Raw genomic sequence first — 25,543 nt, 5'->3', positions numbered from 1 at the left:
CTCCTCACTGGACGCCGATTTCTATCGGATCGCGGTTGGAGATCCCGGCGTTCGCCGGGATGACGGAGATTTCGCCGGGATGACGGAAAGTTCGCCGAGATGACGGAGAGTTCGCCGGGACGACGGAGAGTTCGCCGGGACGACGGACGAACCGGGGTGAGGTCTCGACAGGCTCGACCCACGACGGCTCAGCCGAAGGGGTTCGGGGTCAGGGTGTATTTGGTCTGCAAGTATTCGTGAATGCCTTCGGCACCGCCCTCGCGGCCCAGGCCCGACAACTTCCAGCCGCCGAAGGGTGCGGCGGCGTTGGACACGACGCCGACGTTGAGGCCCATCATGCCGGTCTCGAGCCGTTCGATCATGCGCTGCCCTCGCGCGAGGTCCTGGGTGTACACGTAGCTGACCAGGCCGTACTCGGTGTCGTTGGCGATGCGCACCGCCTCGTCCTCGGTGTCGAAGGTGACGATCGCCAGCACGGGCCCGAAGATCTCTTCGCGCAGAATCGCGCTGCCCGCCTGCACATCCGACAACACGGTCGCTGCGTAGAACGTGCCGGGCCTGTCGATCGCGTGCCCGCCGGTGCGCACCGTCGCCCCACGTTCGACCGCGTCGGTGACGAGTTCGGACGCCTTCGCCACCGCCCGATCGTCGATCAGCGGGCCGATGGTCACGCCCTCTTCGGTACCCCGACCGGTCTTGAACGCCGCCACCCGCTCGGTGACCCGGTGGGCGAACTCCTCAGCCACGGACGACTCCACGATGAACCGGTTCGCCGCGGTGCACGCCTGGCCGATGTTGCGAAACTTGGCCGCGATGGCGCCGTCGACCGCCTTGTCGAGGTCGGCGTCGTCGAACACCACGAAGGGCGCGTTGCCGCCCAGCTCCATGGACGTGCGCAACACGCCCTGCGCGGCCTGGCGCAGCAACGTTTGCCCCACCGACGTCGACCCGGTGAACGACAACTTGCGCAACCGCGGGTCATCGATGATCACCTCAGACACCGGGCCTGACGCGCTCGTGGTGAGTACGTTCACCACGCCCGCGGGCAGCCCGGCGTCGTGCAGCAGCTTGGCGAAGTACAACGTGGTCAGCGGGGTCAGAGCGGCGGGCTTCACCACGACGGTGCAGCCCGCGGCCAGGGCCGGTGCGATCTTGCGGGTGGCCATCGCCAGCGGAAAGTTCCACGGCGTGATCAGGTAGCACGGACCAACCGGGTGCTGGGTGACGATCATGCGTCCGGTGCCCTCGGGGTTCGGCCCGTACCGTCCGGCGATGTGCGTGGCCTCTTCGCTGAACCAGCGCAAGAACTCGCCGCCGTAGGCCACCTCGCCGCGAGCCTCGGCCAACGGCTTGCCCATCTCGAGCGTCATCAGCAGCGCGAAGTCCTCTTTGCGCTGCTGCAGCAGGTCGAACGCCCGCCGCAACAACTCGGCCCGCTCGCGCGCCGGCGTCGCCGCCCAGCCGGCGAACGCGTCGGCGGCGGCGTCCATGGCCGCCTTGGCGTCGTCAGGGGTCGCGTCGGCGATCTGCTTGATCACCGCCCCGGTGGACGGATCGTGCACCGCCAACGTGCCACCACCCGAGGCAGCCACCCACTCACCTGCGATCAGCAACCCGTCCGGAACGTCGCCGAGCAACTCGCTCTCAGTCATCGGTGCTCTCTTTCTCGCCCTCAGGGGGCAGGTGGTCGATGCGCTGCAGTTCGGCGTCGAACTCGTGCAGCAGCCGTTCCATGGCGGGCAGGGCCGCCTCGATCTGATCACGGTCGGGTTGGTCGAGCCGAGCCATAATCGCCTCGAGCGCGGCGAGCCTGGTGCGTGCGAACGTGTCGAAGATCTCGGCCGCCCGGTCGGTCGCGACGACGATCACCGAGCGGCCGTCGTCGGGGGCCTGCTGCCGCTCGATCAGACCGCTGCCGCGCAGGTCGCGCAACACGTTGCTGACGGTCGGACGGGCCAGCCGCAGCCGGTCGGCCAACTCGGCCGGAGTCATGGGGCCGGCCTGCACCAGCAGCCGCAACAGGTCGACCTGGGATTCGGGCAACTCGGGCAGTCTGGCCACTGATCGGGTGACCCGCACCTGCGCCCGCCAGAGGTTGCGCAGCAGGCCCGCGAACCGCTCGCCTGAGCCGGCCTCGGCTTGGCCCGGTACGTCGAAGCCGCGCCGCGATGCCGACTCGCTGCCCATGTCACCTCCCGTTGCGAGCCTAGTGGCGCGCTCGCCGATTCGCTCACGCTGCGGGCATTGAGCATGCACGTCCTGGCGTGCTCGTCGCGCCTGAAGAACCGAGACAAGCGGTTCGTGCATGGCCCTTTCATAAACATTGGCCGAACATCCCCAAGGCGTGGGGTGGCCGCGTGATACTACGTGCAGCGCCCTGAGGGGTGCCCGGGATTCCGTAGTTTTTCGTCCCGAGCGAGGCGCCACGATGTCCCAAACCCAAAGCAACGAAAGCAAAGCCGAATCGTCCGGCAAATTCCTCGACACGATCGAGCGATTCGGCAACTAAGTGCCCAACCCGACGATCATGTTCGTCTACCTGATCGCCGTGATCGCCATGCTGTCGGCGATACTGGCGTGGTCGGGGGTGAAAGTAACCGACGAGGTCGTGACCCCGGTGCCCAAAGACGAGTTCAGCCAGATCAACGAGCACCTCGGCGGCACCTGGTCGATCTACGACTCGGTCACCGGCGAGCCCGCCGAAGTACCCGACTTCGTGGTCAGCGAGCAGACGTTCGGGGTGCGCAACCTGTTGCCGGTCGAGGGCGCACGCTTCTTCTTCTCGTCCTTCGTCGACAACTTCGCCGGCTTCGGCGTCGTGGCCGTGGTGCTGGTGTCGATGGCCGGCGTCAGGTCGCCGAACACGCGGGCCTGATGGGTGCGCTGATTCGAAAAGTGGTCAAGGTCGCACCACCGCGCCGGCTCACCTTCATATTGATCTTCGTCGGCGTGCTGTCGTCGGTGGCCATCGACGCCGGCTACCTGATCCTAGTGCCGCAGACCCTGCTGGCCGCCTACCGGGTGGGCGATTCGCCGGTGAACGTGCTCACCCCGCTGATGGTGTACCTGCCGTTCATGGTGACCGTGGCGCAGCGGTACAAGAAGGACGCCGGCATCGGCACCATCATCGCCCTCATGGTGCCGTACGCCATGTGGATCCTGATCACCTGAACGGTGCTGTACCTGGCCTGGTTCTTGCTCGGCATTCCGTGGGGGCCGGGCCCACCGGTGCACATGCCCTGAGCCGTTCATGTACCTGCCCGATCACCCGGTGAAGCAGGACGAGCAACGGCAACGCTTCGTCTCGACCGGCACGCTGCCCGATCAGCAGCGCATCACCGACCTGCTGCAGCGTGCGCACGAGCGGTTTCGCGGCGTTACGGACGGCGCGAAACCGCAGGTGTACCCCGCGCTGGCCGAGGCCGATCCTGAGGCCTTCGGCATTGCGCTCACCGGGGTCAGCGGAGCGCAGTACATCAGCGGCGAGGCCGAAGCCGGCTTCACCCTGATGAGCCCACCGCGAGTTGAACCCTGCGACACAGAAATGCATATAGTCCATATTGACTAATCAACATCGATCATTCGAGGTAGACCATGCATGCCGACCGTCTGACGCCCCTGGGCGTCATGCTGCTCGCGCTGCTGCACGAGGGCGACATGCACCCCTACGAGATGATCCGACTGCTGCGGCTGCGGCACGACGACCGGCTCGTACCGGTGACCAACGGCACGGTTTATCACACCGTCGCCCGGCTGCAGAAGCTGGGCCTGTTGGCCGAGCAGGGGGTCGATCGCGAGGGTAATCGGCCCGAGCGCACCACCTACCGCGTCACCGAAGCGGGCCGCAACATGGTGCCCGAGTGGGTGCGTGCCGAACTGCCGCGCATCGACCGTCCGGAGCAGTTCAGAGTGGCGCTGTCCGAGGCCCACAACCTGCCGCCCGACGAGGTGGTCGACCTGCTGCAGCAACGGCTCGCGGCCATCACTGCGCAGCTCTCGGTGCTGCAGCACGGCCTCACCAAGGCCGAGGCCCGCGGGGTGCCCGACTTCTACCTGATCGAAACCCGCCGCGAAGCCGCCCTGCTCGCGGCCGACCACCAGTGGCTCACCGACATCATCGCCGCGATCGAACAGCGCTCGCTCGACTGGAACGTCCACGCCCTGGACGAAACCAGCGACCGCTATCTCGCCCAACGAAAGGCAGCACGCCAATGACCCAGGCGCGTCCGACCAACCCGTGGCCCGGCCTGTGGGCCTTGATCATCGGGTTCTTCATGCTTCTGGTCGACACCACGATCGTCTCGGTGGCCAACCCCGCCATCAAGGCCGCCCTCGACCCGGCCACCACCAACCTCGACAACGTGGTGTGGGTGACCAGCGCCTACCTGCTCACGTTCTCGGTGCCGTTGCTCATCGCCGGACGACTCGGCGACGCGTTCGGCCCCAAGCGCGTCTACCTCACCGGGCTGGCCGTCTTCACCCTGGCCTCGCTGGGCTGCGGCCTGTCGACCACCCTGGGCATGCTGGTCGCGATGCGGGCCGTGCAGGGCCTCGGCGCGGCGCTGATGAGCCCACAGTCGATGGCGCTGATCGCGCGCACGTTCGAACCCAGGAACCGCGGCGCCGCCATGGGCCTGTGGGGCGCCACCGCCGGTGTCGCGACCCTGGTCGGCCCGCTGGCCGGCGGCTTTCTGGTGGACGCCTTCGGCTGGCAGGCGATCTTCTACGTGAACCTGCCGGTGGGCGTGATCGGTTTCGTGCTGGCCGCGATGCTGGTGCCCCGGCTCGAGACACACCCGCACAAGTTCGACGTGGCCGGCATCGTGATCAGCGCCGTGGGCCTGTTCCTACTGGTGTTCGGGCTGCAAGAGGGCGAGAAGTACGACTGGGGCGTGATCTGGGGGCCCATCTCGGTGTGGTCGCTGATCATCGCCGGCGTGGTGGTGCTGGCGTTGTTCGTCTGGCAGCAGTCGCGCACCCGCGCCGAGGCGCTGGTGCCGCTGGAACTGTTCCGCGACCGCAACTTCTCGACCTCGAACGTGGCCATCGCCGCGATCGGCTGCTCGATCACCGCGATGTCGCTGCCGATGATGTTCTTCTTTCAGTTGGCCCGCGGCCTGACCCCCACGCAGGCGGCGCTGTTGACCGTACCCACCGCCGTACTGTCGGGCGTGCTGTCGCCCCTGGCCGGCATGCTGCTGGTGCGAGTCGATCCCCGGGTGCTGCTGGTGCCCAGCCTGCTGCTCGTGGGCGGCGGCCAGTTCTGGTACGCGGCCATGATGAACGGCACCACCGACGTGCTGATGTTCCTGTGGCCCGCGGCGCTGATCGGCCTCGGCAGCGCCGGTATGTGGGGGCCGTTGGCCACCACCGCAACCCTCGACCTGCCGCCGCGGCAGGCGGGCGCGGCGTCCGGCATCTACAACACCACCCGCACCATCGGCTCGGTGCTCGGCTCGGCCGGCATCGCGGCCCTGATGCAGGCCCGGCTCGAGGCCAACCTGGGCGGCGCGGCGTCCGGTTCGGCCAGCGGGTTGGGCACCGGCCAGTTGCCGGCCGCGATCGTCGAGCCGTTCTCGTCGGCCATGGCGCAGTCGATGCTGCTCTCGGTGGCTGCGATGGCGGTGGGCCTGGTGGTGGCGTTGTTCCTGCGCCGCAGCAAGGCGACGTCGTCCATGCCGCGACGTGCGGCAGAGCCCGAGCGACCCGGGGTCTGAGCAAGAATGGCGCACTCAACGTAGCCGCCTTTGTGACACCTAGCTGCCTGCACGCAGGCAGTTACGTGTCACAAGGGCAGTTACGTTGGCATTGAGGCCTTCACGACATGTCGAAGATGCTCCAGGTGGCCGCAGCGATGGGCAGTTCAGCCAGCCTCAGGAACGACACCAGCAGAATCACACCGCGGGTCACCAGCAGCGCAGTGCGCAGGGTGGGCGAACGGAACGAGCTGGTGACGCCGGCGAAGAACAGCGACACCGCCAGCAGCACCGTGGCCAGCGTGTACTGGTCGCCGACGTAGCGGGCCTGGTCACCGGCTCTGGAATCTGCCTCGGCCTGACTCTGTGCGGTAAGGCAGGTCGACCGCGCCCAACGAGAAGCCGGCCAACTTCACGCCGTCGGCGGCGAGCGTCTCGGCCAGCCGCTGCTTCAACTGCTGCTCCAGCTCCTGCCGCTGCCCAGGGTAGAGCGAATCGAGGGTGACGTCCGGTTGAGCCAGGGCAACCGCCAGCGCAGCCCCCACCCCCACGTTGTCACGCACGGCCGACCAATAGCCCGTCGTGCCGAATCGATCGTGCACGAGCCGCAACTGGTCGCGCACCAGGCGAAACCGCACGGTGTACCCGACCTTGGCCTCGGCGCGGTCGCCCAGCATCACCTTCAGCGCCGGTCCGCCGGCCTCGGTCGGCTGTTCACCACCGGGTCAGAACTGGCTCGGTACGACAACTCGACCACCGGGTAGCAGACCACCTGGCGCTGACGCAGCGCGGTGACCCAGTGCAGGCCGGGCAGCAGCGACGTGTCCGTCGACCGTCCCCGCACCACGAGCAGCCCCAATTGACCCATCGGCACCCGCACCAGCGAGTTGCGTATCACCAACCACACCGCGGCAACGAGAGCCGCCACGACCAGCACACCGACCATCACCCCGGCGATCACAGTGCTCAGGCTCTGACAACTTCACCTCGGACAGCCCCCGATCAACCACCTCGGTGCAGACTGGGTCTCGACAAGCGTCTCGACCAGCGACCGGCGCGATGGACGGAGGCGGTGCATGAGTAACACCGAAACCCGGGCCGAGGTGCACGAGTGCCCCACCGACGTCGGCCATGACCCGCACGAGATTCAGCGCATCGAACCGAAGAACGTGCAGCTCGGCCCCGATGACGCGCTCAAGGTGCGCCGCACCCTGCCCTCACTACGCCGTTCGTTCGTCGGAGCCTGGTGCTTCGCCGACCATTACGGCCCGGAGCACGGCGTGTGCATGGACGTTCCACCGCACCCGCACACCGGGCTGCAGACCGTGAGTTGGCTCTTCGAGGGCGAGATCGAGCACCGCGACTCGGGCGGCGTGCACGCCATGGTGCGGCCCGGCGAGCTCAACCTGATGACGTCCGGCTACGGCATCGCGCACTCGGAGGTGTCGACGCCTGAGCGCGACCTGCTGCACGGCGTGCAACTGTGGGTGGCGCTGCCCGAGGCCGACCGCGACCTGATTCGCGAGTTTCAGCACCATGTGCCCGAGCCGGTCGACGCCGACGGCGTGCGGGTCAAGGTGCTCACGGGCACCCTGGCCGGCGCCGCATCGCCGGTGCACACCCAGACCCCGTTGCTGGGTGCCGAAGTGGTGATCGATCCGGGCGTCACGTGGGAGGTCGAGGTGGACGCGGGCCACGAGCACGGCGTGCTGGTCGATACCGGCGTGGTCGACTTCGACGACGTGCGGCTCGACCGCAGCGTGCTGGGCGTCCGTGACGCAGGGCTCGGCCACCTGCGGCTCACCAACCCCACCGACGCGCCCGCCCGGCTGATGCTGCTGGGTGGTGAACCGTTCGATGAGGGCATTGTGATGTGGTGGAACTTCATCGGCCGTAGCCACGAAGACATCGTGCGCATGCGGCAGGAGTGGAACGACGCACCCGACGACCGCTTCGGCAGGGTTGCCGGCTACCGCGGCCCCACCCAGCGACTGGCCGCCCCGCCGCTGCCCGCCGACCTAAAGCTCAAGCGCCGATTCCGCCGCGGAAGGCAGTGACGTCGACCAGTAGGATGCCGCCTTAGCAGTGAGTGAGGGGCGTGCCCGTGGTGCGACGAACGGCCGGAGTCGGGCGAGATGCGACACGTGACGACGTGGCGCGCCTGGCCGGAGTGAGCAGCGCGGTGGTCAGCTACGTGGTCAACGACGGGCCCCGCCCGGTCGCCGCCGCCACCAGGGCACGCGTGCTCGACGCCATCGACAAGCTCGGCTACCGACCCAACACCGCCGCCCGTTCACTGATCACCGGTAAGTCCGACCTGATCGGGCTGATCGTGCCCGACGTCGAGAACCAGTACTTCGCCACCCTGGCCAAGGCGGTCGAGAAGTCGGCGGCCAAGCGCGGTCTGCGGCTCGTGCTCGGCCAGGCCCAACCCGACCAACTGCCAGACCTCGTCGAATCGCTGGCCGGGCATCAGGTGGACGGCATCATCACCGCCACTCCGCTGCCGCCCGACCTGCTGGTGCGCACCGGACGGCTGACCGTGCCGCTGGTCAAGCTCAGCCTCGACCAGCCCATGGACGCCGTGCCCAGCCTCTCGCCCGACTTCTACGGTGGCGCGCAGCAGGCGGTGCGGCACCTGGCCGAGGTGCACGGCCACCGACGCATCGCGCTGCTGACCGGCGGCGAGCCGATGGACGTGCGCGAGCGCGGCTGGCACGACGCGCTGCTGCTGCTGGGCCTGGTGCCCGACTGCCGGGTGCAGACGTCGTGGACCACCGCCGGCGGCAGAGATGCCGCGCTGCCTCTGGTGGAGAGGTTTCCCGAAGCCACCGCCGTGTTCGCGGCGAGCGACCAACAGGCGGCCGGACTGATCGCGGGCCTGCACGCCTTGGGCCGACGGGTGCCCGACGACATCGCGATCGTCGGCTTCGACGGCGCCCTCGTCGGCGAGTTCACGGTGCCGCCGCTCACCACCGTTGGCGTGCCGTTTCAGCAGATGTCGTCGGACGCCGTCGACCAGTTGGACGGCGGCACCATCGACAAGCGCATCTACCCCACGGAGCTGATCGTGCGCGAGTCCTGCGGGTGCCGGGTCGGCACCGAGTGACGCTGTGAGATCCCGGCGTCCGCCGGGATCACGCAAGCTGACAGCGGGCTTGCCCCGAGATCTCCACACGCAACCCGGACACAGAACGGGTGGCCTCCGGCGTCCGCTGGTCGAGCTCGTCGAGACCCGTCGTGGTCGAGTTGGGAGATCCCGGCGTCCGCCGGGATGACGTTCTGCCGTCAGTCGACGGCGGTGACCTCGTAGAGAATCACGTGGTCGGGATCGACGGGGGCGTCGGTCAACCCGTTGCTCGCCAGTGCCGAGCCGGGCAGCACCACCCCGAGGTCGGGTCGGCTGGGCACGAACCGCGGCGGCTTGTGCGCCGTCAGATCTTCCAGCTCGTTCGACCAGTCGCGCTCGACGCCCCACCACGCCGGCGGACGAAGCCCCGACGGAGCCCGTCCGACCAGCACCGGGGCGACCCGGTAGCGCCGGGAAGCATCCAGACCCGGCAGCCGCAGCCGTCCGAGCAGCGCCACCCCTGAACGGTCGACAGACGCGAACGAGTACAGCGCCCGCGACTTGTCGGGGGCCACCACGCCGAAGGCGTTGAGCGAGGCGTCGGGAAAGTCCACCCGGTACAGGTCGCCGGCCAGCAGCAACGACCGATTGGCCTTGTAGAACGCCACCCACTCGGCCAACTCAGCCATGTCGGCCTCACTCGCCCGACGAATGTCCCACTCGATGCCCAGGTGGCCGAAGATGGCCGTCGCGGCCCGAAAGTTGAGCTCGTGGCTGCGTCCGGTGGTGTGCGAGATGCCCGAGGCGATGTGCGAGCCCAGCAGCTCCGGCGGCAGCAACTGCTGGGTCCAGCGCATCATCTGCTGACGGTCGTGCGGGTCGATGCAGTCTGAGACCCACACCCGGTCGGTGCGCTCGAGAATGCCCAGGTCGACGCGCGAGCCGCCCGACGAACACGACTCGATCTCGAGGCCCGGGTGCGCAGCCTTGAGATCGTCCATCAACCGGTAGGTGGCCAGGGTTTGGGCGTGCACCCCCGGCCGGCCGGACGGCTGCGTGCCCGCGTCGATCAGGTCGCGGTTGTGGTCCCACTTGATGTAGTCGATGCCGTACTCGGCGATCAGCGCCGACATGGCGTCGCGAATGTAGGCGTAACACTCGGCAATGCCCAGGTTGATCACCTGCTGGGTGCGCGACGGCACCGGCAACCGGTCGCCGGTGCTCATGATCCACTCGGGGTGGGCTCGGGCCACGTCTGAGTCGAGGTTGATCATCTCGGGCTCGAACCACAAGCCGAACTGCATGCCGAGCTCGCGCACCCGGTTCACCAGCGGGTGCAGGCCGTGGGGCCACATGTCCGCCGAGACCGTCCAATCGCCGAGCCCCGCCTTGTCGTTGCGCCGGGCGCCGAACCAGCCGTCGTCGAGCACGTAGCGCTCGACGCCCACCGCGGCCGCCTTCTCGGCAAGCTCGAGCAACGGCTCGAGGGTGTGGTCGAAGTACACCGCCTCCCACACGTTGATGGTGACCGGACGATCGGTGGCCGGGTGCTGCGGACGGGCTCGCAGGTAGCGGTGGAACCGGCGGGCGACCTCGTCCAACCCGTTGCCGTACGAGCCGTACAGCCAGGGCGACTCGTAGCTCGCACCAGGGGCGAGGGCCACCTCGCCGGGCAGCAGCAACTCGCCCCCACCCAGCACCTGCTCGCCGGTCGAGAGACGTTCGGCGTAGTGGGTGTGGTTGCCGCTCCAGCCGGTGTGCACCCCCCACAGCTCGCCGCTGCCGAAGTCGAAGCCGGGCACACCGGCGTGCAGCACGGTGGCGGCGTCGGGCCCGGTGCGGCCCTTGCGGCCCTCACGCAGGTGCACGCCCACGGTGAACGGCCCTCGTTGAGGGCTGCGCTCGCGGCCCCAGCGGCCGCCGAAGTCGAACAGCTCGCGGGCCACCGGCGGCACCGGCAGTGCCATCACCAGATCACCCAACTGGTAGTCGTCCGAGCCGTCGTTGACCAGCCTCGCGCGGGTGCGCACCAGCCCGTCGGGGGTCAGCTCGACGGTGAGTGTGAGCCCCAGCCCGGCCACCGCGTCGGCACCCTGCCACACGACCACTCCGGCGCCCAACGACGTCAACCCCGCTTCGGTGACCGCGTCACCGTCCACGAACACCTCCGCGCCTGTGAACCGGGGCGACCAGTCGCGGCCGCCGCGTGACCCGCTGAGGCCCGGACGACCCACCCAGCCCGTGCGGTGCTCGGGCAGCATGGCGACCCGCACCGGCTCATCGACGATGTTGGGCACGATCGGGTGTACCCCCGCGGCGATCATCGTGGCGGCGTCGGACGCGCTCAACTCACCCAGGTCGGCACCCCAATGCACCACGGCGGGCAGTTGGTCGGCGGTGCAGTCGAGTAGCAGCGCCACTCCCCCGGCGCGCAGCAGGATCATTGAATCGACGGCGTGGGGCATGCGTCACTCTCTTCTCGAAGGTCGAACTCAGGTGGGGTCGGGCAGCCGCAGCTCATGCGGCGAATCAGGTCGGTGGGTATCTCGACGTGCCGGCCGGCGCGGGGCACGTCGTCGGCCGCCAGCAGGTCGAAACAGGCCGCGGCCATCGCCGGCAGGTTTTGCCGGGCCACGGTGAGCGGCGGCCACGAGAACGCCGACTCGACCGTGCCGTCGAACGACGCGACCGAGATGTCGTCGGGTATGGCGCGGCCCCGCTCGTGCAGCGCCCGCAGTACACCGATGGCCTGCAGGTCGTTGCTGGCGAAGATGGCGTCCACCTCAGGCACGCTATCGAGCAGCCGCACCGTGGCGGCGTAGCCGCCGGCCCGGGTGAACGGCACCCGCACCACCGGGCCCGGCGACAGGTCGGCCTCGAGGTGCGCGCCCAGCCAGCCGCTCTCGCGTGGGTCGGGGTCGCCGAAGCCTTCGGTGCCCATCACCAGTGCGACGCGGCGCCGGCCGTGCCCGATCAGGTGGGCCACTGCGTCACGGGCTCCGGTTCTGGCCCCCGAACCCACCGTGCGGCGGCCCACCAAGGGCGCCGGGTAGTTGACCATGACCGTGGGCACGTCGCCGGTGCGGGCGGCGATGCGCACGTCGGAATGGCTTCGCGACGTGGCCAGCAGCACGCCGTCGACCTGGCGGGCGATCAGGGTGTCGACGATGTCGGCCTCATCGAACCGGCCGTGCTGCGCGTCGCCGATCAGCAACTGCTTGCCGCGCCCGGCGGCCGCCTTGACCAGCTCGAAGGTGTACTCGGTGAAGAACGGATTGCGACTGTCGCCCAGCACCAGGCCGACCGTTTCGGTGGTGCCGGTGCGCAACGCCCGGGCGCTCGCGTTGGGGCGGTAGCCGAGCAGCTCCATCGCCTCGCGGACGCGGTCGGCGGTCGCGGCGGCGACCGGGCGCGGGCCGTCGTTGACCACGTAGCTGACCACCGCCGAACTCACGCCGGCCAGCCGGGCGACGTCGGCGCGCGTGACGGCGCGGTTGGGCCCCTGAGCCGAGCGGACGGCCTGCGCTCCGGTTTGCCTCATCACACCTCCTCGTCGACGGTCGAATCAGGAATCTACACCTATTGCATATCGATTGCGCCACCGAGCGACCAGTTTTCTGCCTCAGTAGCGAGTTTTCATCAATGTCTTGCGCCGATGAGTCTACTCGTGTAGCGTCTCGGCCAGTTGCAACCGAAGGTCGTCACAAGGGCGGCCTCATTCCCAACGAAGGGACGTGTGGTGACTACGACAGCAACCGCCAAGGCAGCTCGTCCGGCTCGCAAGCCGCGAGTCGCCCAGAGCCGTCCGCCAGGCTCCCGCCATACCTGGTGATCCTCGCGCTGGCGAGCTACCTGCCGATTCAGCCGATCGTGGCGGTGAAGGCGATCTCGATCCTTGGCGACCTGGCGCTCGCCGGGGTGGGTGCGGCCATCGTGGCGCGGCTCCGTCCGCAGTCGTTCAGGACGCCCGTGGCCGCATTCGGCGAGGTGTTTCTGCTGCCCGCCGTGGTGATGAACAGCGGTGTCTGGGGGCAGTGCGATTCGCTGTACGCCGCGTGCTGCCTGGCTGCCGTGCTGGCGCTGATCGACCGCAGGGCACTGGCGGCGTCCGCCTGGTTCGGGCTGGCCTTCGGGTTCAAGTTGCAGGCGATCTTTCTGCTGCCGCTACTGATCGCGGTGGTGATCGTCAACCGGCACCGGTGGTGGTCGCTGCTCGCCGCCCCCGCCACCTTCTTCGCCTCACTGATGCCCGCCCTGATCGCGGGACGCAGCCTGGCCAGCCAACTGATGGTCTACCCGCTGCAGATCACCGATTCGTCGGGCGTCGGCGGCACGGTGGGCGGTGCACGTCCCCCCGGCGGCGGTGGCGGCGGACGTCCCGGCGGTGGTGGGGGTTTCACCCTCAACGACGGCCAGAGCTTCACCCACAACGCCCCGACGCCGTACGCCTGGCTGGCCGCGGACGCGTCCGTGCTGTGGAAGTACGCCGGCCTGGCCCTCACCGCGGGCCTGGTGATCGGCTCCGGCGTCTGGCTGATCGCCCGAGGCGCGCCGCTGACCGGCCGGCAGATTCTGTTGCTCGCGGCAACGTCGACGCTGCTGATCCCCCTGCTGCTGCCCGAGATGCACGAGCGCTACTTCTACCTCGCAGAGGTGTTACTGGTGCTGGCCGGCTTCATCGATGCCCGCTACTGGTGGGCGGCGGCCGGCATACAGCTGGCCAGCATCAGCACCTATCTGAGCTATCTGCTCGATCGCACCACGGTGCCGCTGGGCTGGGCGGCCGTGCTCGCCGGCGCCGCGGGCGTCGTGGCGTGCATGCTGCTGCCCGGAGCCGTGAGCAACGTGGTTGCGAGCCGTGCGGACGAGGCGCCCTAGGCTGGCGCGATGAGTCGCAGGCAGCGCCTGGCCGCCCTCACCGCAGCCAACAGCGCCGACCTGATCCGCGCGTTCGGGCTGCCGGCCAACCCGGTCGCCGGTGCCCTGCTGTGGCCACCGGCCCGGCGGTTCGCCCGGCAGGTGCAGCACCTGGACGACCTGGTGGCCGCCGGCGGCCTGCCGGCCGGCGCTCGCTGGGCGCTGCAGACCTTCACCCGCAGCCTGACCACCGTCGGCCGCGAGCGGGTGCCGGCCGACGGCCCTCTGCTGGCGGTGGCCAATCACCCGGGACTCACCGACGCGATGGCGCTGATGCTGGCCCTCGAATCACGGCCCGACCTGAAGATCGTGGCCCTCGACCGGCCATTTCTGCGCGCTATTGCAGCCTTGGCCGACCGGCTGCTCCTGGTGGGCGACCACGACCGCGTCGCACTGATTCATGCCGCGCGGGCTCACCTCGCTGCCGGTGGTGCGCTGCTCACGTTTCCGGCCGGCGCCATCGAGCCCGACCCGTCGATACGCTCGGCGCGAACCGCTCTGGCCGACTGGTCGCCCTCGGTACGGGCCCTCAGCCGCGGGCTGCCCGGGTTACGGGTGCAGCCGCTGGCCGTCGGTGGAGTGCTCTCGACCACGGCGCTGGCGGCCCCGTTCGTGCGACGTATCGTCCCCACAGCTGATCGCGAGTACGCCGCCGCGACGCTTCAGGTATTGCTGCGGCGCTACCGCGACACCGACACAACCGTGCTCGTGGGCGAACCGTTCATGCCGGGGCCCGACGTGGTCGCCGAGGTTCACGCGCGCATGGACCGATTGATCGCCCGGCTCGAATACCGATACTCTTTTGTTTCAAAATTAGGAGATCCGATGAGCACCGCCTCGACCGCCAGCGTGACCACCGACCGTCCCGGCCGTTACGCCAAGCAACTCGTGTCACACATGTCACGCAAGGCCCAGGGCATCTGGGACGACGAGGCCGGCAACGGCACGATCACGTTCACCAACGCCGACCTGACCCTCGCCGCAGCCGACGGCGCGCTGCTGCTCGCCCTGCAGGCCGACCCCGAGCACCTCGAACTCATGGAAGACGTGGTCGGGCGCCACCTGGTGCGCTTCGGCACCCACGACGAGCTCGTCGTCGAGTGGGTGCGCGAGGGCGGCGCGGCGGGCACGGTGCAGCGCAAGTCCGAGGACTGACTACGATCGACCGATGCGTGAGCTGAGGTCGTTGCCCAAGGCGCACCTGCACCTGCACTTCACCGGCTCGATGAGCATCGCTTCGCTGCAATACCTGGCCGATCTGGCCGGCAAGCCGCTGCCCGACTTTCTGATCGACGAGAACGGCCTGCTGGTGCCGTTCAACGAGCGCGGCTGGTTTCGGTTCCAGCGACTCTACGACATGGCCCGCAGCGTGGTGACCAGCGAGGCCGCGATGCGGTTCATCGTGGCGCAGGCCGCCCGTGACGACGCCGCCGAGGGGTCGCGCCGGCTCGAACTGCAGGTCGACCCGTCGACCTACGCCCCGTTCGTCGGAGGCCTCGCCCCCGCCATCGAGATCATTCTCGACGAGGCCGCGCGGGCCAGCGCCGAAACGGGTGTGCAGGTGGCGATCATCGTGGCCGCCAGCCGCGTGCGTCACCCACTGGACGCCCGCACCATCGCGCGACTCGCGGCCCGGCACACGGGCGAGAACGGGGTGGTCGCGTTCGGCCTCAGCAACAACGAACGCAGCGGCACCACTGCCGACTGGGAGCCCGCCTTTCGCATCGCGCGCCAGGCCGGTTTGCCGGGCGTGCCGCACGGCGGCGAACTGCTCGGGCCGCGGCACGTTCGCCAGGTGGTCGAACATCTGCAGCCGGCTCGGCTCGGCCACGGCGTGCGCGCCGCCGAAGACCCCCGGCTGCTCGACGACCTCGTGGCCGCCGGCGTCGCCCTCGAACTGTGCCCCACCTCGAACGTGCACCTGGGCGTCTACCAGCACCAATCGGACGTGCCGCTGCGCCAACTCGTGGACGCCGGCGCCACCGTCGCCCTCGGGGCCGACGACCCGCTGCTCTTTCTGTCGCGGCTGACCGACCAGTACCAACTTGCGCGTGACGAACTCGGGTTCAGCGACGACGAACTGGCCGACCTGGCACGCAGCAGCATCAGCGCAAGCTTGGCGTCCGAGAGCGACAAGGCCACGTGGCTGGCCGAGGTGGACGCCTGGCTGGCCGAGTAGTGCCCACCCATCCATCCGCCCGTGGCCGGTTCGTCGTTGCGGCGCACTCGAGACTCGTTCGGCGCCACAGAGATTCCGGCGCTCGCCGGAATGACACGTTCGCCCGCCGGTCGAGCGTGTCGAGACCTGAGCGAATCAGATCTCGACACGCTCGATCACCGCACCTCGCGGGCGTCCCCTCCGTCATCCCGGCGCACGCCGGGATCTCTCCGACCAAGGAGCGGAGAGACGTGCCGCGCCTTGATCAGGGGCTTGTGAGATTCCGGCGTGCGCCGGGATGACGGAACCCGCTGGTCGAGTGACTACCGGCCGAAGGTGATGGTGTCGATGGCCACGAAGTCGGCCGGCTGACCCGAGGTGAACGTCACATACACGTCATGCACCCCGGTCGTACCCGCAATGTTCGCCGGCACCGATCGCCATGAGGTCCACCCACCCGTGTTCGCCAGTGCGAAACTGCCGATCACCGGCGCCGACGGCGAATCAAGGCGCACCTCGACCAGACCCGACACCCCACCCGAGGCGCCAGAGGCCACCGTCGCAACAAACTGATTCGCCGGCACACCCGAACCGAAATCCAGCCCCGAGAACTTCAACCAGTCCCCATTACCCAGACCCGTCACCGCCGACGAACCCACCGACGCACCCTTCGAATCAGACGCCGCCTCGGCCTCGATCACCCGATACGCAGAACCACCCGAACCGGCAGTCGGCGTCGCCGTTGCAGTCGCCGTCGCGGTCGGGGTGGGCGTGGCCGTGGGCTCAGCACCACCCGGACGGGCGAAGCTCAGGTTGTCGATGGCCACGAAGTCGGCCGGCTGACCCGAGGTGAACGTCACATACACGTCATGCACCCCGGTCGTACCCGCGATGTTCGCCGGCACCGAGCGCCATGAGGTCCACCCACCCGTGTTCGCCACTGCGAAACTGCCGATCACCGGCGCCGACGGCGAATCAAGGCGCACCTCGACCAGACCCGACACCCCACCCGAGGCGCCAGAGGCCACCGTCGCAACAAACTGATTCGCCGGCACACCCGAACCAAAATCCAGCCCCGAGAACTTCAACCAGTCCCCATTACCCAGACCCGTCACCGCCGACGAACCCACCGACGCACCCTTCGAATCGGACGCCGCCTCGGCCTCGATCACCCGATACGCGGAACCACCCGAACCGGCAGTCGGCGTCGCCGTTGCAGTCGCCGTCGCGGTCGGGGTGGGCGTGGCCGTGGGGGTCTCCGTGGCGGTGGCGGTGGCCGTCGGCGTCGGAGTCGGCTCCGGCTCACCCGTGCCGCCCTTGGCCTGCACGCTCACGTAATCGACCACCATCGGACGCCCCGACACCGTCGAGGCCGTGGGTGTGGTACCGGCCAACGCGTTCGGGAAAGCACCGCCCATGGCCACGTTCAGCAGCACGAAGTAGCCCTCGTGGCTGGTCATGTTCGTCCAGGTGTCGGCCGGCAACTGGTCCTGCGTCACCTTGTGAAACTCGACACCGTCCACGTACCAACGCAGCTGGTTGGGGGTCACCGAGCGGTCCCACTCGAACCGGTAGGTGTGAAACGCCGACTGGCACGACGACCCAGGGCAAGGCCGGCTGGCCGCGATGCCGGTGGTCTCGTTGCACGGCCCGCCCGGGTTCACCCCGCAGTGCAGCACGCCCCACACCCGGTCGAGGCCGTTGACGTTCTCCATGATGTCGAGCTCGCCGATGCCCGGCCAGTTCCACCAGTTGCCCCGGTAGGGGCTGCCCAACGCCCAGAACGCCGGCCAGTAGCCCAGTGCCTCGTCGCCGGTGACGTTGGGCATCTGAATGCGCGACTCGATCGCCAGCAACCCTCCAGCTGGGGCCTTGAAGTTCGACCGCTTGGTCTCGATGCGGGCCGAGGTCCAGTTGCCGGCGGCGTCACGAATGGGCTTGATGTTCAGGTGCCCGTTGCCGTCGGTGTACAGGTTGGCGGTCGAGTTCGTGTAGGTCTGCACCTCCCAGGTGCCCCAGGCGGGCGGGCCGCCGGGGTAGCTGGTGCCGGTGTCGATCTGCCAGTCCGAACCGGGCAATGCGCCGGCGGCACCGCTGAAGTCGTCCGACCAGACCGTCGTCCAGCCGTCCGCGACCGGGGCGGCCTGGGCCCGAGCGGCACTCAATCCGCCGGTGACGGCGAGCCCGACAGCGCCCACGAATGCGGCGGTTCGAGCGATTCTGCTGCGAGTACTGCGACTGCGGGGGGTGCGCGAGTGGAGCCTCATGATCTGTGTCTCCTTTGACACGGGGGGATGATCGCCTTATGAAAGCGCTTCCACAAGCCCCTGGTCAAGGGAATTGCCGGGTTTGATCGCCAATGTTGCAACCGAATGTCGAGACCCGTTCGTAACGATCGTGGGACAGGCTCTGCACCTACTGACAAGCTCCGCCGAGTCCCCGAGACTTGACCCATGCCCTCTGAAGTGACCTCTGCCGCCGTCAATCTGCGCCTCGCCCTGATCGGCCTCGCGGTGCCCGTACAGGCCGAAGAAGAAACCAGCGCCCAGTTGGTGGCCCCGATTCTGGCCCGTCAGCGCGAGCTCAGCCGTCGGCTGTCCGATCGGCTCTGCGCGGCCGACCAGCGCATTCAGACCTTTCTCGACGATTACCTTGCCGACGTCTACCCAGGTGACCTGGCCGCCGACCGCCCGATGCTTCCCCGGCGCACCCTGGTGCTCGACGAGCCCGGCCTGGCTCGCGCGATCTCGTTGCCGGTGAACGGTGACTCGTTCTCATCACCGCTGCTGTCGAGCTACCGGCTGGCCAACGGCGTGCTGCACAACCCGGCCAACGACCGCCGTACCACCGCGGGGGTGTTTCACATCGCCGAGGGCGGCCTGCCTATTCCCGACGACAAGATCGCCGCCCCCAAGGCGGTGTTCGGACGGCTGTTGACGCTCGCCTTCCGCCCCCCCGAGGGCGACCTGGTGCTGCCCTACCTGTCGCACACCGATCACCCTGCGGCCTGTTTCGTGTCGCTGCTGCTGCGGCCGCTGGTGTCGCCCGCGGTGCCCGGTTACGCCACCGAACGCCGCATGGAGACCCGGTTCATCGTGCCCGGCGGCCTGGTCGCGAACCTCGACTTCGTCGAAGGCATCTTCGGCAACGGCGGCGACCCCTACTTGCCGGAGCACGACGCGTCCCTCGACCCCGGCACCTGGACGGGCACGACCGGCTGCGTCATTCTGGCGCCGCATCTGACCCGGGTGACCAAGAAGGAGCTGGGCCTGCCGCACATCGACGACGCCACCCCGCGCCAGCGCCGCGACGGCATGTGCTGGTCGAAGCCCGACGAGCGGTACAACGGCGGCCAGGCGTTCAAGATCTGCGCCCGCGACGCGCGCGGCGTGATGGTCACCGTGATCGCCGACAACTACTTCGGCTACTGCAAGAAAGAGGTGAAGACCCAGATCAGCTACACCGCGAACCTGTTCGGCAACGTCGAAGAAGAGCACGCGGGCGGCGCCCTGGTCTTTCCGTCGTACAACATCGGCAGCGGCTACACCGACGAGTCGGCCACCGACGACTACCGGCTCGACGACGTGCTGGCGCGCGACCCGCACCGATTCGTACGGCAGCCCGAGGGTCATGCGATCGATCTCGAACACCCCGAGCACGTGCTGGTGCCGAGTCGTCCGACCTATTCGCTGCGCACGATGACCGTGTCGTGGAACACGCCCTCGGGTGAGCGTTCGATCAGGCTGCGCGCCGACAAGACCTACTTCGGCCCCAACGGCTACCGCGTGCAACTGGCGCAGTCGCCGAGCGACCCCAAGCACTGGGACCTCAAGGCCGTGGTGCCCAACGTCACCTCGTGCCACAAGCCGTGCACCGTCTCGGGCGGCGGCAAGTCAGAGATCAGCAAGGCCATCACCGACGCGTTCATCTTCGGCAACGCCTACACCGCCGACTTCGACGCCGACATGGACGCCGTCGAAGCGATCCTCGCCCGCGACCATTCCGACCGGTTCGCCGACGAAGCCCTGCGCGGCACCGACACCCGCGCGATCCTGTCGCCCACCCGCTCGATCGGCAGCGTGATCAAGCTGCTCACGCCGTCCGACGACTTCACCGATGCCTACAACGAGTGGCTCGAGAGCATTCCGCCGCACGTGAAGGAACTCGTGTTCGTGGTCAAGCGGTTCCACCGGCCCGAGTGGGGTGGCGACTGGCGCAGTCACTTCACCGTCGGCATCATGAACGGCCGGCAGGGCAACGCGCTGCGGCTCGACGGTGAGCGCATCAACGTGAACATGCTGCGGGTCGGCTTCGACACCGACGGCTCGTGGCGGCTGTTCGGCCTGCGCCACGACTTCAACCCGGCCGTCAAGGTGCAGACCGAAGACGACATCACCGCCTCGATCGTCGGCCCGGCGCACCTCACCGCCGTGCCCGACGGCGCGATCGGGCTGAGCCGCAAGTACGTGCAGAACTGCGAGAACCTGCTCTTTCAGCGCCCTGACGACGCCATTCACCGCGGCTACGACAAGCAGACCGAGCTCGACATGTCGGGCCACGACAACTTCTTGTCGAACTTCGAACCGCTGACCCGCTTCGACGCCCGCGAGATGCGCGACGACGCGGTGGCGTTCAGCGCGTTCACCACCCCGATGCAGCAGCTGCTGGCCGAGTTCGCCGACCAGCCGGACGACCAGAGCCCACGGTTCGTGGTGTCGTCGGCCAACCCGCGGTTGGTGGGCGGCAAGCCGTCCAAGAACCCGAGGTACCTGCAGAAGCGGCCCGACCTGACCAACGCCCAGGCCACCGCCGCGGCCGACCTGGCCATGCACCTGCTGGCCAAGCTGCCCAGCGCTGCGCCCATGCCCGTGCCGGTCGACGTGGTGGCCGCCGGACGGCGCAACAACCCGCCGGACGGCCCGGTGCCGGCGCTGTGTTCGTACAACCCGCTGCACTACATGGAACTGCCCGAGCTGTTCATGGAATACATCAGCTCGATGACCGGCAAGTCGCCGTCCACCACCGGTGCCGGGTCCGAAGGCGCGCTGACCAAGGGCCCGTTCAACGCCATGCCGGCCATCGTCGACCTGAATGCGGCGCTGCTCAGCTACGTGCTCACCGGCTATGACGGCTGGGTGTCGTGCGCCGGCTACGTCGGCCCGAACGTGCGGGTCGACCACGACATCTCGATGCTGATTCCTGAGGTGTTCTCGCGCATGACCGACGACGAACGCTCGGCCGCGAACCTGATCGCCGAGGGGTGCCTCGAACGCGTCGAAGACACCGAGATCGACGGACGCCCCGTGCGCGCCAGCCGGCTCGGCTACCGCATGACGCAGAAGTTCGCCCGCAAGTACTTCGGCCGCATCTTTCTGCACCCGCACGTGGTGTTCACCGCCGACATGCTGCGTCCGGAGCTGCAGGACGAGGGCATCTACGCCGACAGCCTCGACATCATCGTCGAGACCCATCGCCGGGTCGCCCAGTCGTACTTCGACGACGGCACCATCGAGTTGGCGATTCCGCCGCTGCGGGCGTTGCTCGAGATCATGGCGAACGGCACCACGGCCGATGGCCACGACCTCGATTCGGCCGAGGTGCGCGGGCTGTTCGACCGCGACACCGTGCTGAACTCCGACTGGTACGCCGAGCGACTCGACAGCAAGCGGCAGTGGGCTCAGAACCGCGCGCAGGCCGTGGTCGATCGCTTGGAGGGCTTTGCGGGCGTGCCCGAGAACGCCGAAGCCAGTGAGCGCCTCGACGTGCCGAGCCGGCTCACCGCGGCGCGCGCCGAACTCGACCGGTTCGGCAGCGACGACTACCGGGCGGCCCTGGTGGGCACGTTGGGGCGTCAGCCCCTGTAGACCTCGAAGACAGTGTGAGTTCGGGTAGTCCAGACGATGCCCAAACTCACACCGTCTTTTTGTGGCCAGAACTAGATCGGATGCACCAAGGCACACTTCGGGCACGACGTGAGTGGCCCGTGCCAACCGCGGGCCGCTAGCGCCGCCCCCAGTACTTGAGCGGTGGCGCAGGCGTTGGAACCCGTTACATGCGCCCAACGGAGCCGCAAGGTGGTCAACCCGACGAGCGCGTGGTCGTTGTCGCGAGTCGTGTCGTGAAATGTTGCGCCGCCGCTGTGGTGCCGCTTGCTGTCGAGTTCGACCACGAGTGCGTACTCCTCGTACCAGGCGTCACTGCGATGTGCCGTGCCGGCATGAGCCTGCCGAGTGGCAGTGGGTAGACCGTGCGCGCGTTCGACATCGACGAGAAAGCGGCGCTCCAGCGCGGAATGCGCGCCGGCGTCCACATCGCCCAGCACGTCACAGAGCAACGACCGGTGACGCAACCGAGAGCGGCTATGCACCTCGGCCAGCAGTTTCTTGGTCGTCGTTCGACGGCTCGAGACCGCGTCGGCGAGCACGGCAGCCACGTCGTCTTCGTCACCCTCAGCGCAGAGATCGATAACCGTTGCCTCGTACCGCGTGCGAGCCGGTTCGCCACTGCAGGCTCGAGTACCTCGAACGAACAGCCAACCGTCCCGAGGCGCCAACTGACGATTGGAGTAGACCGTGATCACGTCGGGCGGCTCGCGCACCAACTTCTGCAGGTAGCCAGCAGTCGGCCCACCCAGCACGGCCGTCGACCCGCCGATCAGCAGGCCGGCCCAGGCTCGGCTCATCCAACTCGGCTCGCCGCCCCGCAGATAGATTCCCGGTGTCAGAACCGTGAGCAGCCCGCTCGCCAGTAGCCGGGCGATGGTCTGACGCGACAGGGCGAACCGCAAGAGTTGGTCACGAGAAAGCACACCGGCCTGGCGTTGAGCGAGCGCCACCAGGTCGGCGGGCAGGGCTGTGCGAGCTCTCACGCTCGCAGTGTGGGCACCGAGCCTGCCGAAATGGTCAGATTCGCGTTCATGCCCGCGGGCCACCGAAGACACTGTGAGTTTGGGTACCGGAGACGATGCCCAAACTCACACTGTCTTTCACGACCCAGTTGAACCCGATGCCAAAGATCACCTGAACACCCGCGTCGTGCGGCTTGATCTGGTGGGTCACGAACTAGATTGCGCCCTGTGAGCTACCAACTGGCGTTCTGGGCCTACCCCGACGGCCGGCGCAGTAATCGCGTGGCCGATCGCCGCACGTACCTGAAGCTGATCAAGGGCCGCAGGGTCAAGGACGTCGCCCCCCTCGACACCGAGCGGGTGCTCAACGAGTTGGCCATCATGTACGGCACCTGGCGGCGCAGCGACACCTACCACTTCAGCCACCCGACCCACGGGTCGTTCGACGTCTGGATCGCCGGCGGCACCTTCGTGGTACTCACCTTTCACAACGTGAAAGACCTCACGGTGATGGATCCCGCGATTCAGACCCTTGACGCCATGGGTGTGCCGCTCTACGACCCGCAGATCGACCGCCGGTTCCCCTGGGTATCGCGCGCAGTCTGACCCGCTCGACGTAGCTGCCCTTGTGACACTTCGCTGCCCGCATGCAGGCAGTCACCTGTCACGAAGGCAGCGAAGTCCGTCGCCTAGGGGGGGCTCATGAGAACCGTCCCCTCGGCAAGTCCGAAACCCAGGTGCCCAACGTCGTGCTCGGCCTGATGCGCATCATGGACTCGCCCGACGACGAGATCCGCACCTTGGTCGGCCCGGCTCGCGACGCCGGCATCGACTTCTTCGACCACGCCGACATCTACGGCGGCCGCATGCACGCGTGCGAGGAGCGGTTCGCGCAGGCCATGCGGCTCAGCCCCGCCGAGCGCGCCGAGATCACCATTCAGACCAAGTGCGGCATCGTGCCCGACGGGCCCTATTTCGACTTCTCGTACGAGCACATCGTCGGCCAGGTCGTCCAAGACTTTGAAACGATCAACCCTTTGAGAAGATTTTCACGCAATCTGTGTGAACTGGGCCGGCCCGGACGACCCGACCCGTGCCGCTTGTACGGTTGCCGAATGTCTCGGACGCTGCGCACCGTCGCGATCGCCCTTGCCGTGCTGCTGGTCGGCTGGCTGGCCTGGTACCTGGTGCAGCCGTTGTACCTGCAGTCGAAGGCCAGGGGCGACGTCGCCAGCGGCCTGGCGGCGCAGCGCACTTCGTTCGAGAACGAAACCCGGCTCGACACGGCCCTGCTCGAGCCGGTGTTGGGCAGCCCCGGCGGGGTACGCACCGGCTACTACTGCGAGGTCGTGCACGACGACAGCGGCTGGATCGTGAGCGGCTGGCGGCAGGAGTGCTTTCTGCGCACCACGAGCCTCTACCCCACCACTGACGCCATCGAGAAGGTCGAGGCGGCCATCGTCACCCTGCCGGGTGCCGACCAGCGCTTCGGCCCCCGCTGGGGCAACGTCGGGCTGAAGGCATGCAGCAGGTTGTTCTCGTTCGCACCCGGCGCGGCCGAGGTGACCTACCGCGATGAGAGCTGCCCCGTCACCACCAGACCGGACGACGGCCGCACCACCTCGGTCGACTGGCAGAGCCTGCCCTCGGCAACCGGCGTGGGCGCGCAGGTGAAGGTCGAGCGCACCCGGCGCATCTCGAACACCGAGCTGGGCTGCGCTCCGACGCCGCTGTTCTGTCAGGCGCCGTTCGAGAAGCCCGTCACGCCGGGGTGAGCCGCAGGAGCCGGCCGTCCGAGCCGTCGGTGAGCAGCCAGATCGAGCCGTCGGGGGCCTGATCGACCGCGCGGATGCGCGCCCCGAAGCCCCACTGATCGCCCTTCGTGGCCGCCGTGCCGTCGAGGTCGACCCTGATCAGGGCCTCACCCGACAGCGCCCCGATGAACGCGTCGCCCTGCCACTGCGGGAACTGCGCACCCGAGTAGATCATCAGGCTGCCCGGCGAAATGGACGGGTTCCACCACACCTTGGGCGCCTCGAACCCGTCGCCGGCGGCATGGTCGGGAATGTCGGCGCCACCGTAGTGGGAACCGTTCGACACCTCGGGCCAGCCGTAGTTGCGACCCTCGACGATCAGGTTCAGCTCGTCGCCGCCCTGCGGCCCCATCTCTGAGCTCCACAGGTTGCCGGCGGCGTCGAACGCGATGCCCAGCGGGTTGCGGTGGCCGAGGGTCCAATGCTGCGCATCGGTGCCGTCGGGGTTCATGCGAATGATCTTGCCCAGGTCGCTGCCGGGATCTTGCGCCGGCTGCATCTTCTGCCGCTCGCCCGAGGTGACGAACAGGTGGCTGCCGTCGGGCGAGAACGCGAGCCGGTGCCCGTAGTGCCCGCTGCCGCTCACCTTGGGCTGCTGCCGCCAGATCACCGTGAAGCCGTCCAAGCGCGCGGACGCCCCGTCGAGCACGAGCCTGCCACGGCCCACCTCGGCCCCCGAACCGCCGTCGCCGGCCGCCGCCCAACTCAGATACACCTGGCCGTCGGTGGCGAACGTCGGCGACACCACCACCTCACCCAGGCCACCCTGGCCCTGAGCCACCACGTCGGGTACGCCACTCACGTCGAGCACAGTGCCGTCACCCCGGCGGAGCTTGAGCGCACCGCCGCGTTCGGTGATCAGCGCGTCCGACCCGCCGGGTAGAAACGCCAGCGCCCAGGGTTCGTCGAAGCTGCCGAGGTTCTGCACCGCGAACGGCGTGCCGTCAAGAGTCGAGGGAGACGCGGTCACAACGGAAGTTGCGGTGGACGGGGTCGGCGAGACAGCAGGCCCGGATGTGCCGGCCCCCGAGGCCCCGGTGC

General features: G+C 68.5%; 24 protein-coding genes. 13 read left to right on the top strand and 11 right to left on the bottom strand.

From position 1 onward, the window contains the following. Positions 1-188 precede the first annotated feature (188 nt). Positions 189-1,652 (bottom strand): NAD-dependent succinate-semialdehyde dehydrogenase, encoded by a 1,464-nt coding sequence (locus MPLG2_RS15670; RefSeq protein ID WP_105186953.1) that lies wholly within the window; start codon positions 1,650-1,652, stop codon positions 189-191. Further along, entirely contained in the window at positions 1,645-2,187 is a 543-nt protein-coding gene (locus tag MPLG2_RS15665) for a MarR family winged helix-turn-helix transcriptional regulator (protein WP_158681269.1), read from the bottom strand. The genes MPLG2_RS15670 and MPLG2_RS15665 overlap by 8 nt, the downstream gene beginning before the upstream one ends. Positions 2,188-2,509: 322 nt before the next feature. On the opposite strand from MPLG2_RS15665, the gene MPLG2_RS19115 reads away from it, so the two are divergent. From MPLG2_RS19115 to MPLG2_RS15645, 5 genes are all read left to right on the top strand, one after another. Beyond that, positions 2,510-2,875 carry an AbgT family transporter gene (locus MPLG2_RS19115; protein ID WP_197709982.1) on the top strand — a complete coding sequence of 122 codons (366 nt, stop codon included), beginning with the start codon at positions 2,510-2,512 and terminating at the stop codon, positions 2,873-2,875. Continuing rightward, complete coding sequence (locus MPLG2_RS19705; protein ID WP_197709981.1) at positions 2,875-3,171, top strand: AbgT family transporter; 297 nt, start codon at positions 2,875-2,877, stop codon at positions 3,169-3,171. Before MPLG2_RS19115 ends, MPLG2_RS19705 begins: the two co-directional genes overlap by 1 nt. Before the next feature lie 79 nt (positions 3,172-3,250). Beyond that, positions 3,251-3,568, top strand: coding sequence for a glutaminase (locus MPLG2_RS15655; RefSeq protein WP_105186951.1), 318 nt, complete (start codon positions 3,251-3,253; stop codon positions 3,566-3,568). Positions 3,569-3,594: 26 nt separating this feature from the next. After that, complete coding sequence (locus MPLG2_RS15650; RefSeq protein ID WP_105186950.1) at positions 3,595-4,215, top strand: PadR family transcriptional regulator; 621 nt, start codon at positions 3,595-3,597, stop codon at positions 4,213-4,215. After that, entirely contained in the window at positions 4,212-5,717 is a 1,506-nt protein-coding gene (locus MPLG2_RS15645; protein ID WP_105186949.1) for a DHA2 family efflux MFS transporter permease subunit, read from the top strand. The genes MPLG2_RS15650 and MPLG2_RS15645 overlap by 4 nt, the downstream gene beginning before the upstream one ends. Before the next feature lie 100 nt (positions 5,718-5,817). On the opposite strand, the gene MPLG2_RS18655 is transcribed toward MPLG2_RS15645, so the two are convergent. From MPLG2_RS18655 to MPLG2_RS15635, 3 genes are read right to left on the bottom strand one after another with little or no spacing between them, the layout of a single operon-like run. After that, the gene (locus tag MPLG2_RS18655) at positions 5,818-5,988 is read right to left on the bottom strand and encodes a hypothetical protein (protein WP_158681268.1); all 171 of its coding nucleotides are present in this window, start codon (positions 5,986-5,988) and stop codon (positions 5,818-5,820) included. Positions 5,989-6,028: 40 nt separating this feature from the next. Further along, on the bottom strand, positions 6,029-6,373 hold the full coding sequence (locus MPLG2_RS15640) for an SPFH domain-containing protein (protein WP_158681267.1): 345 nt from the start codon (positions 6,371-6,373) through the stop codon (positions 6,029-6,031). A gap of 5 nt (positions 6,374-6,378) precedes the next feature. Continuing rightward, entirely contained in the window at positions 6,379-6,657 is a 279-nt protein-coding gene (locus tag MPLG2_RS15635; protein ID WP_105186947.1) for a hypothetical protein, read from the bottom strand. A gap of 115 nt (positions 6,658-6,772) precedes the next feature. On the opposite strand from MPLG2_RS15635, the gene MPLG2_RS15630 reads away from it, so the two are divergent. Together MPLG2_RS15630 and MPLG2_RS15625 are read left to right on the top strand one after the other, a co-directional pair. Further along, complete coding sequence (locus MPLG2_RS15630; protein ID WP_105186946.1) at positions 6,773-7,753, top strand: pirin family protein; 981 nt, start codon at positions 6,773-6,775, stop codon at positions 7,751-7,753. A gap of 95 nt (positions 7,754-7,848) precedes the next feature. Beyond that, complete coding sequence (locus tag MPLG2_RS15625; protein ID WP_158681266.1) at positions 7,849-8,805, top strand: LacI family DNA-binding transcriptional regulator; 957 nt, start codon at positions 7,849-7,851, stop codon at positions 8,803-8,805. 179 nt (positions 8,806-8,984) lie between these two features. Here the strand turns inward: MPLG2_RS15625 and MPLG2_RS15620 are convergent, their stop codons facing one another. Further along, positions 8,985-11,231 (bottom strand): alpha-galactosidase, encoded by a 2,247-nt coding sequence (locus MPLG2_RS15620; protein WP_105186944.1) that lies wholly within the window; start codon positions 11,229-11,231, stop codon positions 8,985-8,987. Then, a complete protein-coding gene (locus tag MPLG2_RS15615) occupies positions 11,207-12,307 on the bottom strand; it encodes a LacI family DNA-binding transcriptional regulator (protein ID WP_105186943.1) in 1,101 nt (366 codons plus the stop codon). Before MPLG2_RS15615 ends, MPLG2_RS15620 begins: the two co-directional genes overlap by 25 nt. Before the next feature lie 287 nt (positions 12,308-12,594). On the opposite strand from MPLG2_RS15615, the gene MPLG2_RS15610 reads away from it, so the two are divergent. The 3 genes from MPLG2_RS15610 to MPLG2_RS15600 are packed head-to-tail and all read left to right on the top strand — an operon-like array spanning position 12,595 to position 15,862. Further along, on the top strand, positions 12,595-13,644 hold the full coding sequence (locus tag MPLG2_RS15610; RefSeq protein WP_105186942.1) for a glycosyltransferase 87 family protein: 1,050 nt from the start codon (positions 12,595-12,597) through the stop codon (positions 13,642-13,644). A gap of 9 nt (positions 13,645-13,653) precedes the next feature. Next, positions 13,654-14,838, top strand: a complete 1,185-nt coding sequence (locus MPLG2_RS19105; protein ID WP_197709980.1) for a DUF2218 domain-containing protein — start codon at positions 13,654-13,656, stop codon at positions 14,836-14,838. 13 nt (positions 14,839-14,851) lie between these two features. After that, entirely contained in the window at positions 14,852-15,862 is a 1,011-nt protein-coding gene (locus MPLG2_RS15600; protein WP_105186941.1) for an adenosine deaminase, read from the top strand. Positions 15,863-16,164: 302 nt separating this feature from the next. Here MPLG2_RS15600 and MPLG2_RS15595 read toward each other — a convergent pair whose 3' ends face one another. Next, positions 16,165-18,108 (bottom strand): carbohydrate-binding protein, encoded by a 1,944-nt coding sequence (locus tag MPLG2_RS15595; protein WP_197709979.1) that lies wholly within the window; start codon positions 18,106-18,108, stop codon positions 16,165-16,167. Between the two features lie 186 nt (positions 18,109-18,294). Between MPLG2_RS15595 and MPLG2_RS15590 the strand changes: the two genes are divergently transcribed. Beyond that, positions 18,295-21,705, top strand: coding sequence for a hypothetical protein (locus MPLG2_RS15590; protein WP_105186940.1), 3,411 nt, complete (start codon positions 18,295-18,297; stop codon positions 21,703-21,705). 71 nt (positions 21,706-21,776) lie between these two features. Here MPLG2_RS15590 and MPLG2_RS15585 read toward each other — a convergent pair whose 3' ends face one another. Then, entirely contained in the window at positions 21,777-22,709 is a 933-nt protein-coding gene (locus MPLG2_RS15585; protein WP_158681265.1) for a type IV toxin-antitoxin system AbiEi family antitoxin domain-containing protein, read from the bottom strand. A gap of 46 nt (positions 22,710-22,755) precedes the next feature. Continuing rightward, positions 22,756-22,899, bottom strand: coding sequence for a hypothetical protein (locus tag MPLG2_RS18650; RefSeq protein ID WP_158681264.1), 144 nt, complete (start codon positions 22,897-22,899; stop codon positions 22,756-22,758). A gap of 17 nt (positions 22,900-22,916) precedes the next feature. On the opposite strand from MPLG2_RS18650, the gene MPLG2_RS15580 reads away from it, so the two are divergent. Continuing rightward, entirely contained in the window at positions 22,917-23,294 is a 378-nt protein-coding gene (locus MPLG2_RS15580) for a hypothetical protein (protein ID WP_105186938.1), read from the top strand. A gap of 41 nt (positions 23,295-23,335) precedes the next feature. After that, the gene (locus tag MPLG2_RS19100; protein WP_197709978.1) at positions 23,336-24,463 is read left to right on the top strand and encodes an aldo/keto reductase; all 1,128 of its coding nucleotides are present in this window, start codon (positions 23,336-23,338) and stop codon (positions 24,461-24,463) included. Here the strand turns inward: MPLG2_RS19100 and MPLG2_RS15570 are convergent. Further along, on the bottom strand, positions 24,450-25,472 hold the full coding sequence (locus tag MPLG2_RS15570; RefSeq protein WP_231935689.1) for a PQQ-dependent sugar dehydrogenase: 1,023 nt from the start codon (positions 25,470-25,472) through the stop codon (positions 24,450-24,452). The genes MPLG2_RS19100 and MPLG2_RS15570 overlap by 14 nt on opposite strands. Between the last annotated feature and the right edge of the window lie 71 nt (positions 25,473-25,543).

This window comes from Micropruina glycogenica (assembly GCF_900289045.1).
GTDB lineage: Bacteria > Actinomycetota > Actinomycetes > Propionibacteriales > Propionibacteriaceae > Micropruina > Micropruina glycogenica.
This window is presented reverse-complemented; position numbering and strand designations above follow the sequence as displayed.

Coding starts and splice junctions, on each gene's coding strand:
- MPLG2_RS15620 (WP_105186944.1), bottom strand. CDS start 11,231: ATGCCCCACGCCGTCGATTCAATGATCCTGCTGCGCGCCGGGGGAGTG.
- MPLG2_RS15650 (WP_105186950.1), top strand. CDS start 3,595: ATGCATGCCGACCGTCTGACGCCCCTGGGCGTCATGCTGCTCGCGCTG.
- MPLG2_RS19105 (WP_197709980.1), top strand. CDS start 13,654: ATGAGTCGCAGGCAGCGCCTGGCCGCCCTCACCGCAGCCAACAGCGCC.
- MPLG2_RS19100 (WP_197709978.1), top strand. CDS start 23,336: ATGCAGGCAGTCACCTGTCACGAAGGCAGCGAAGTCCGTCGCCTAGGG.
- MPLG2_RS19705 (WP_197709981.1), top strand. CDS start 2,875: ATGGGTGCGCTGATTCGAAAAGTGGTCAAGGTCGCACCACCGCGCCGG.
- MPLG2_RS15595 (WP_197709979.1), bottom strand. CDS start 18,108: ATGAGGCTCCACTCGCGCACCCCCCGCAGTCGCAGTACTCGCAGCAGA.
- MPLG2_RS15600 (WP_105186941.1), top strand. CDS start 14,852: ATGCGTGAGCTGAGGTCGTTGCCCAAGGCGCACCTGCACCTGCACTTC.
- MPLG2_RS15670 (WP_105186953.1), bottom strand. CDS start 1,652: ATGACTGAGAGCGAGTTGCTCGGCGACGTTCCGGACGGGTTGCTGATC.
- MPLG2_RS15630 (WP_105186946.1), top strand. CDS start 6,773: ATGAGTAACACCGAAACCCGGGCCGAGGTGCACGAGTGCCCCACCGAC.
- MPLG2_RS15645 (WP_105186949.1), top strand. CDS start 4,212: ATGACCCAGGCGCGTCCGACCAACCCGTGGCCCGGCCTGTGGGCCTTG.
- MPLG2_RS15655 (WP_105186951.1), top strand. CDS start 3,251: ATGTACCTGCCCGATCACCCGGTGAAGCAGGACGAGCAACGGCAACGC.
- MPLG2_RS15590 (WP_105186940.1), top strand. CDS start 18,295: ATGCCCTCTGAAGTGACCTCTGCCGCCGTCAATCTGCGCCTCGCCCTG.
- MPLG2_RS15640 (WP_158681267.1), bottom strand. CDS start 6,373: ATGCTGGGCGACCGCGCCGAGGCCAAGGTCGGGTACACCGTGCGGTTT.
- MPLG2_RS15665 (WP_158681269.1), bottom strand. CDS start 2,187: ATGGGCAGCGAGTCGGCATCGCGGCGCGGCTTCGACGTACCGGGCCAA.
- MPLG2_RS15615 (WP_105186943.1), bottom strand. CDS start 12,307: ATGAGGCAAACCGGAGCGCAGGCCGTCCGCTCGGCTCAGGGGCCCAAC.